Source organism: Vibrio sp. 704 (assembly GCF_033339295.1).
In genome coordinates this window covers 250,231-258,314 of record NZ_JAWOUH010000005.1, presented here as the reverse complement: position 1 = coordinate 258,314, position 8,084 = coordinate 250,231, and the positions used below count along the sequence as shown (strand labels likewise).

General features: G+C 43.3%; 5 protein-coding genes. 3 read left to right on the top strand and 2 right to left on the bottom strand.

The window, feature by feature from the left end:
• Positions 1-212 precede the first annotated feature (212 nt).
• Entirely contained in the window at positions 213-1,778 is a 1,566-nt protein-coding gene (locus R7R24_RS10655) for an arylsulfatase (protein ID WP_005377767.1), read from the bottom strand.
• 388 nt (positions 1,779-2,166) lie between these two features.
• Here R7R24_RS10655 and R7R24_RS10650 point away from each other — a divergent pair, with 388 nt between their 5' ends.
• Positions 2,167-4,497, top strand: a complete 2,331-nt coding sequence (locus R7R24_RS10650; protein WP_054579696.1) for a tetratricopeptide repeat protein — start codon at positions 2,167-2,169, stop codon at positions 4,495-4,497.
• Positions 4,498-4,543: 46 nt separating this feature from the next.
• Here the strand turns inward: R7R24_RS10650 and R7R24_RS10645 are convergent, their stop codons facing one another.
• Entirely contained in the window at positions 4,544-5,272 is a 729-nt protein-coding gene (locus R7R24_RS10645) for a formylglycine-generating enzyme family protein (RefSeq protein WP_372430352.1), read from the bottom strand.
• A gap of 238 nt (positions 5,273-5,510) precedes the next feature.
• On the opposite strand from R7R24_RS10645, the gene R7R24_RS10640 reads away from it, so the two are divergent.
• Positions 5,511-6,836, top strand: a complete 1,326-nt coding sequence (locus tag R7R24_RS10640; RefSeq protein WP_054579697.1) for an anaerobic sulfatase maturase — start codon at positions 5,511-5,513, stop codon at positions 6,834-6,836.
• A 53-nt stretch (positions 6,837-6,889) separates the two neighbouring features.
• The gene (locus tag R7R24_RS10635) at positions 6,890-7,987 is read left to right on the top strand and encodes a hypothetical protein (RefSeq protein WP_025766714.1); all 1,098 of its coding nucleotides are present in this window, start codon (positions 6,890-6,892) and stop codon (positions 7,985-7,987) included.
• The last annotated feature ends 97 nt before the right edge of the window (positions 7,988-8,084 follow it).

Here is an 8,084-nt window from a genome sequence, read left to right as displayed (position 1 = left end):
TGGCGCTGGACTAAACAAAGGCCCCCTTTTAGGGGGCTCACACAAAGCCACCTTCTTTAGAAGGTGGTAATTTACTTTTCAGTTTGTACTCATAATGCCCACTTTGTATAGGCTAAACAGGCGATTTAAGTAAGTTCCTATGTGGCGATACACATAAGCCAGCAGAATGGTCTGCTGGCTTAATGTTACTGATTAACTAACGTTAACTTAGTTTACTTAAACTTGCTGATTTCTTGTTCAACTTTGTCTAGTTGTTGCAGCTTCTCTTGCATTTTTAGAGAGTCGTAGTTTAGTGAAGCAGGGTTCATCGCTGTGCCACGTTGCATTGGGTATTCTGGAAGTGTTTTAAAGAACTCTCCCACAACGTCTTGTACAGGTACAAATAGCCACATGTTGTCAGCCATCCAACGCAAGTACATTTGTGATTCGCTTGGGCCTTTTTCGAATGGGTCAGCGCGTAGGTGGATGATTTTAGGCCAGTTCGGAGCAAAACGAACTGCGTTACTTAGGTTCCCTTCAAGCGTTGCAAAGTGAAGTTTCCAGTCATTCCAGCGAACAGCGTTTAATTCACCATTAGACGTAAAGTAAAGCAGCGACTCACGAGGGCCTTTTTCTTCCTTACCTTCAAAGTATGGCATGAAGTTATAACCATCTAAATGTACACGCCACTCTTTGCCATTTGCTTTGTAGCCTTCTGCCAGTTTTTCTTTTACATCAGGTACGCCAGCAGCTGCCAATAATGTAGGCAACCAGTCTTGGTGTGCCATCATTTCATTGATCTTGGTTCCTGGCTTAATTACGCCTGGCCAACGAACCAGTTGAGGAACACGCATACCGCCTTCCCAAGTTGTACCTTTTTCACCATGGAATGGTGTTGCGCCACCATCTGGCCAAGTCATGGTTTCTGCGCCGTTGTCCGTTGAGTAGATAACGATAGTGTTGTCTGCAACACCTAGCTCATCCAGCTTGTCGAGTAAAACACCTACATGATCATCGTGTTCCAGCATACCATCGGCATAAATGCTTACGCCTGATTTACCTTGGTATTTTTCCTGCAAGCGAGTCCAAACGTGCATACGAGTGGCGTTATGCCAAATAAAGAAGGGTTTATCCGCCTTAACTGCTTTTTCCATAAATGCCAAAGAGCTCTCTAGGAACTCTTCATCTGCGTGCTCCATACGTTTTCGTGTCATCGGGCCAGTGTCTTCAATCTTACCGTCGGCATAAGACTTAATGACACCACGAGGGCCATAGTTTTTACGAAACTCTGGGTCTTTAGGGTAGTAATAAGTTTCAGGTTCTTCTTCTGCGTTTAGGTGATATAAGTTACCGAAGAATTCGTCAAAGCCGTGTTTTGTCGGTAAGTGCTTATCTTGGTCACCTAAGTGGTTTTTACCAAATTGACCCGTCATGTAACCTTGTTCTTTTAACAGGTCTGCAATGGTTGGCGCCCAATCAGGTATGCCGTGGTCAGAGCCTGGCATACCAATTGTTAACAAACCCGTACGAAATGGCTCTTCACCCGTAATAAAGGCAGCGCGACCAGCAGTACAAGACTGTTGTCCGTAGTGATCTGTGAACAACGCACCTTCATTCGCGATACGGTCGATGTTTGGCGTTTTGTAACTCATCATACCTTGGTTGTATGCGCTGATATTCCAGTAGCCGATATCGTCACCAAAAATTGCCAGAATATTCGGTTTGTCGGCTGCCATAGCAGCACTGGACGCCGCTAACAGTCCTGCGCCCACAGCGATTTTGCTCAATTGATTTGCCATAAAAACTCCAGATTGTTGAGAGTAAAGATAAGCACAAGTGAGCCTTATGCTTAGTTGCTGCATAAGTTAATGATGTATATAGAAAAATCCTCTTATACTCGATATAACCATAAGTTATTGCTAGGTTGTAACTATTTGTTAATTAAGAAGAAATAGGATTGTTCTGTTAGTTTGTAGAGATTCGTAAAGTAGATTTAGATCACTGAAGAGCCTTATTTTTATTGCGTAGTAGAAGAGGGGATGGAAATGAAAAACAATAGGATGCTCGCTTGTTTTACGGTCCTAAAGCAATACTAAAGTCGTTATGTATTGCTTGTAATTATTTGTATAACCAGTGATTTAGTGTCTATATTGATTTAGGTTGTACATTATAAATATAAGGATATCTATGAGTCAGTGGGCAGGCCGGTTTCGCATTTTATTGCTGGTCAACGTTGTTGTCAGTTTTATGGCTTTTTCTCAAGAGTTATTCACAGAGAAACCAAATATTCCTTCAGGCTTAAATCCAGAATATGCTGGCACACAAGCTTGTGCAGAGTGCCACCAAAACGAGGTGGAGGCTTGGAAAGGGTCACATCACGATATGGCCATGAAGCATGCAAGTACAACCTCTGTACGTGGTGATTTTGATAACCATGTTGTAACGCACAAAGGAATGCCTAATCGTTTTTTTAAAAAAGGCGGCGAATATTGGGTCAACATTCAAGGCTCTGACGGGCAATGGCATGACTATAAGATCAGCTATACATTTGGCTGGGAGCCATTACAGCAGTACATGGTCGAGTTTGAAGATGGCCGCGTGCAGCTTATTCCTTTTGCTTGGGACACAAGAGCTAAAGTTGAAGGGGGACAGCGTTGGTTTCATCTTTATCCAGAAACGACAACAACGGATGAATTCTATTGGACCAATACCGGGCAAAATTGGAACTTCATGTGTGCTGATTGCCATTCAACGAACCTAAAGAAGAATTACGACGCTGACAAAAACACTTACAACAGCTCATGGTCAGAGATTAATGTGGGATGCGAAGCATGCCATGGTCCCGCTAGTCAGCACATAGAACTGGCCAAGAAATACAAAAATGCTGGCACTTCTTTTGAGCATGACAGCCATTATGGCTTTGATCGAAATTTGTCTAAAGCAGTGTCGGATTGGGTGTTTGAGGAAGGACATAGTACGTTACAGCCGAAATCAATTGAAGCAACCAATCAAGTGCAAACATGCGCTCAATGCCATAGTCGCCGAACCCAGTTAAATGAAACAGGTGATCATGTTAAAGGTTCTTTTTTTGATAAATATCGCTTAAGTCTTATAACACCTGAACTCTACTATCATGATGGACAGATTTACGACGAAGATTATGTTTATGGTTCGTTTCTTCAATCTGAAATGGCGGAGAAGGGGGTCACGTGCACTAATTGCCATGATCCACACACGGCAGAGTTAACGATCCCAGAAGAGGCAGTATGTTCGCAATGCCATATTGCATTGGAATATACACCTGAAAAGCATACCTTTCATAAGGCTGGATCTGAAGCATCGCAATGTACGACTTGTCATATGCCAGAAACGACTTACATGCAAGTCGATCCTCGTAGAGACCACAGTTGGCATATTCCACGACCGGATTTGAGCAAACACATTGGAACGCCCAATGTTTGCATGTCATGCCATGAAGATAAAAGCAATCAATGGGCCGATGAACAGATAGCAGAATGGTACCCGAATTCGAAGTATCGTAATCAACAACATTTTGCTGTCGCATTTTATGCGGATTCAATTGGTCATCAAGGAGCAGCAAATGCGTTGGCATACTCTGCTCAGGATTCGTCGTTAAAAGACATTATTCGTGCTTCAGCCCTGGAGAGAATGGGGGGCAACACTGACCAAAATACAACAGTATCTTTGGCTAGGGCCGTTAAGAATGAGAATGAAATGGTTCGATTAGGGGCAATTTCAGGCTCGTCTGGTTATGAATTTCATGATCGGTGGCGGATTCTAGAGCCATTGCTTGGTGACCCGGTGCTTTCAGTGAGAGCGGAAGCTGCCTCGGTGCTGGTAGCGAACTACGCACAAATGACCCCTTTACAAAAAGATATCATTAAATCACCTTTAGAAGAGTACATGGAAATTCAAGAGTTTAATGCCGATCGTGGTTTCGGAAGAACCAATTTGGCGAATGTGTACCGCAGCTTAGGTGAAATCGACAAAGCGGCCGAGCTGTATAAACAAGCGATCAGCATCGAACCCTATTTCGAAAATAGCTACGTTAACCTAGCAGATTTGTATCGTCACCTAGGTAAAGAAGAAGCTGCGCTCACGGTGCTACAACAAGGGATGAAAGCTCAACCTAAATCCAGCACGTTACCATACAGCGCAGGTCTTTCTTTGTTGCGTCAAGGCAAAGCTGATGATGCGAAAAAGCTACTTAGACGCGCCGCAGAAATTGGTGAAACTAATGCTCATTATTGGTACGTGTACGGTCTAGCTCTAGAAAAAAGCGATGTTCTAGAAGCCAGTAAAGCGTTGCAAACAGCATTTGAAGTCGGTGGCAATCCACAGCACTTGTATGCTCAATGCGAGGTTCTAGCGAGAAATCATAAAAAAGGTGCTGTCGCTTTTGCTTTCGATAGGTGCATACAAGAGCTTAGTCACTATGCACCTAAACAAGCTATTGATCAGCTTAAAGCCTCTATTGTCGGGGTCAATAGGAGCTAATTACCAAAAGTGGAGCTTTTATCGCTCCACTTTTTTCTTGCTTAGTTTAATCAGCGTCTTTCGCTAATCTCAGCCCCATGTCGGACATGATGACTGACTGGCTAGCAAAATCGCGACGATAGTTTTCGGATTCGTCAGCATTATAGGCAAAGCTACCACCTCGTACAGACTTGTGTGCAAGGCTTTCTTTTTCATCTTTTGCGTTTACCGGATTATCACTTGGTGCTGATTTGTAATAGCCTTCATCAAACGCATCAATAACAAACTCACCAACATTACCCGTCATATCGTATAAGCCAAGCTCATTCGGTTTTTTCTGACCTACCTTGTGTGCCTTATTGTTTGAGTTACTGGCATACCAGGCAACGTCGTTAATATCATCAGACCCCGCGTAAGTGAATCCTTGACTTAGATTCCCCCCTTTCGCTGCAAACTCCCATTCTGCTTCGGTGGGTAAACGATAGTGCTCTCCCGTTTTTTCATTCAATTTCTTTATAAAATAATTGGCTTGTTGCCAGCTAATGTTATTCACGGGCGTATTTGGGTTTCTAAAATAACTCAGAGAAGAGCCTGTAACCGATTCGAATAACTCTTGGGTTACCTCAAATTTTGCCAAATAGAAATCATCCACGCGAACGGTGCGAGCCGGGTGCTCGGATTTATTTGCTGATGGATTATCCGAGCCCATCGTAAATGGTCCACCTTCAATAAGAACCATATCTTGATCGATTTTTTGAGCAAGAGGGCTAGGTTGTGTTGTTGCACATCCAGTCATAATTAGCGAAATCGAAATAGTGGCACCAAGGTAAAGAGTATTACTTTTGGAATGCTTCATAGGGGAGCTCCATCAACATTTATGATCAAAAAATTTTATCAGGCAAGTCTATGAAAAACAGTTATACACACTATAACAAGCGCCACGAATAATTGAACATTATCATCACACTAGGCGATTAACTTAATGATTAGTCTTAACGCCGTTGGGCGCAGGCTAGCAACTAAGAAGGTGATGAATGCACATAACTCAAGGTCCGCAGTTCAATGGAAAAGCATCCAAGCGATTACATGTCATGGCGAAACCTATCGGTGCAGTGTGCAATATCGATTGCACCTATTGCTACTACCTAAGCAAACAAGATTTACTTGAGTACAAGCCAGGCTGCTCACCAGTCATGGATGAGGAAACGCTCGAGACCTATATCCGTCAATATATAGCGGGACAGAATACACCTGAAATCATTTTCTCTTGGCAGGGTGGTGAGCCGACAATGCTAGGTTTGGATTATTTCAAGACAATTGTTGAGCTACAGAATAAATACCGTCCCGATGGCATTACGATCTCCAATGATCTCCAGACTAATGGCACACTGCTTAACGATGAATGGTGTGAGTTTTTAAAGGCGAACAACTTTCTCGTCGGTTTAAGCATTGATGGCCCAGAAATGATGCACAACGCTTACCGAACAAACCGAGCTGGTAGAGGCACATTCCGGCAAGTTATGAATGCGGTTGAATTATTACATAAGCACGAAGTAAAGTTTGCTACGCTCACTTGTGTTAACAACTTGACCGGCCGTAACCCACTTGAAGTGTACCGATTCTTGCGAGATGAAGTACGCTCCCCTCAAATGCAGTTTATTCCAATAGTTGAGCAGAAAACATTCAGAACAACCGCCCCTCAAACTTGGGAGCCAAACGAGCAACTAAAGCAAGGAGATAAACGGTTGATCCCAGGTCATAAAGATGCCGTTGTTGAGCCTTTTTGCGTTGCGGATGAAGCATGGGGAAATTTTCTGATCGCGATTTTCAATGAATGGGTTTTACACGATATCGGCAACGTGTTTGTGCAGTACTTTGAAGCCAGTATCGAAACCTGGATGGGCAGAAAAAACCCACTGTGTACGTTAGGTGAAATCTGCGGGAAAGGCTTAGCAATGGAGCCTAATGGTGATGTGTTTGCGTGTGATCATTACGTGTACCCAGAATATAAGGTTGGAAACATTCATCACGAAAAGCTCGATACGCTCGCTTATAGCTCTGAGCAGCAGAAATTTGGGTTTGCTAAAAGTCGTACGCTGCCCCAACAGTGCCTTCAATGTGATTATCAATTTGCATGTTTTGGAGAATGTCCCAAAAACCGTTTTATCCGTACTAGGCAAGGTGAGCCTGGTCTTAATTATCTCTGCGCGGGTTGGAAGAAGTTTTTTACCCATGTTGATCAGTCGATGGCGTACATCTTACGAGCGACAGGTAACCCAGTGGTTCACGGTAAATACAGTGACCAGATTCTACGCCAGCAAGCTACTCAAACACAGACTGTGTTTGAAATGAAGTTTTAAGATAGTCACTACGCCTGCTACAGGCCCGGAAATGAAAGAATATAGGTTATTGAATGCAAAAAATTAAGCTGCTCTCTAAATCATTACTCGTGATCTCGATCGGCATTGCTGCGAGTCAAACAACAGTGGCACAAGAAACAACATTGCTAGACCCAGACCAGGTATCGCCGACAACGGTTGTCACTCCACAAGAAGCTCAAATGACACCGGCGCAACGAGTCGAAAAGCTGTCTTATGATGCGCAAAATAAAAAGTTGTCTTCAGAAAAACGTATTGATGCTTTACGTGAGTTAGCCAACTATCCAAGCCAAAATGCGTTGGTTGCAGTTGCGCGTGGGTTGCAGGATGAAGATGCAGGTATTCGCGAAGCTGCGATTGTGGGAGCACAGCCATATATGATTGAGCACCGTTGGCGTTTGATTTCACCATTATTGAGTGATGACGCCGCCATGGTGCGAATTACAGCAGCGATTAACCTCGTTCGAGATTACGCCAATTTGAGTTCAGAGCAACAGCAGTCACTTGAAGGGCCTGTTTCAGAGCTGACAGCACACTTGTCCAGTAAGAACGATAATGTTTCCAAGTTATTACTTGCAGACGTTTACCGTTGGCATCGTGATTGGGATAAAGCGGCGCTGATATACCCAGAGTTAACTAAGCTTGAGCCAAACAACCCTCAAGTTTGGTTAAGCTATGCAGACAACTTCCGAGCGCAACAGCTAGACCAAAAAGCTATCAACGTGCTTGACGAGGGTATCAAGCTAAATTCAGAAGATGCCTCGCTGCATTATTCTAAATCTCTCGCTTTGGTTAGATTAGACAAAAAGAAAGAAGCGGCGTTTGAAATAGACAAAGCTGCGACGATGGCAAAGACGAACAGTTACTTTTGGTATTTAAATGGTGTTCTGCAAGAAGAGTTAGACTTGAAGAAGTCTGTCAACGCTTTTGAGCAAGCGTATTTGATATCCGGTGCTCCAGAACAATTGTATGCCGTGTGTGACATCTATGTTAGATACGGCAACCCTAAAACGGATGACTGTTTAACAGAGCTAACGAAGGTCGCTCCCGACTATGTTATTGAAGAGCTCAATCAGAAAAAGGGACGTAAAAGTGCCCCTACATCAGTTGAAGCCAATGAATTTAAACTCTAATCGTTAAATTCCATGTTTCTATTTTAATAAAATAGTGGATTAGATTTGTGACATTGTCACTTTCTGGTGGCCGTTGCATATTTCAGTTCAATATGCG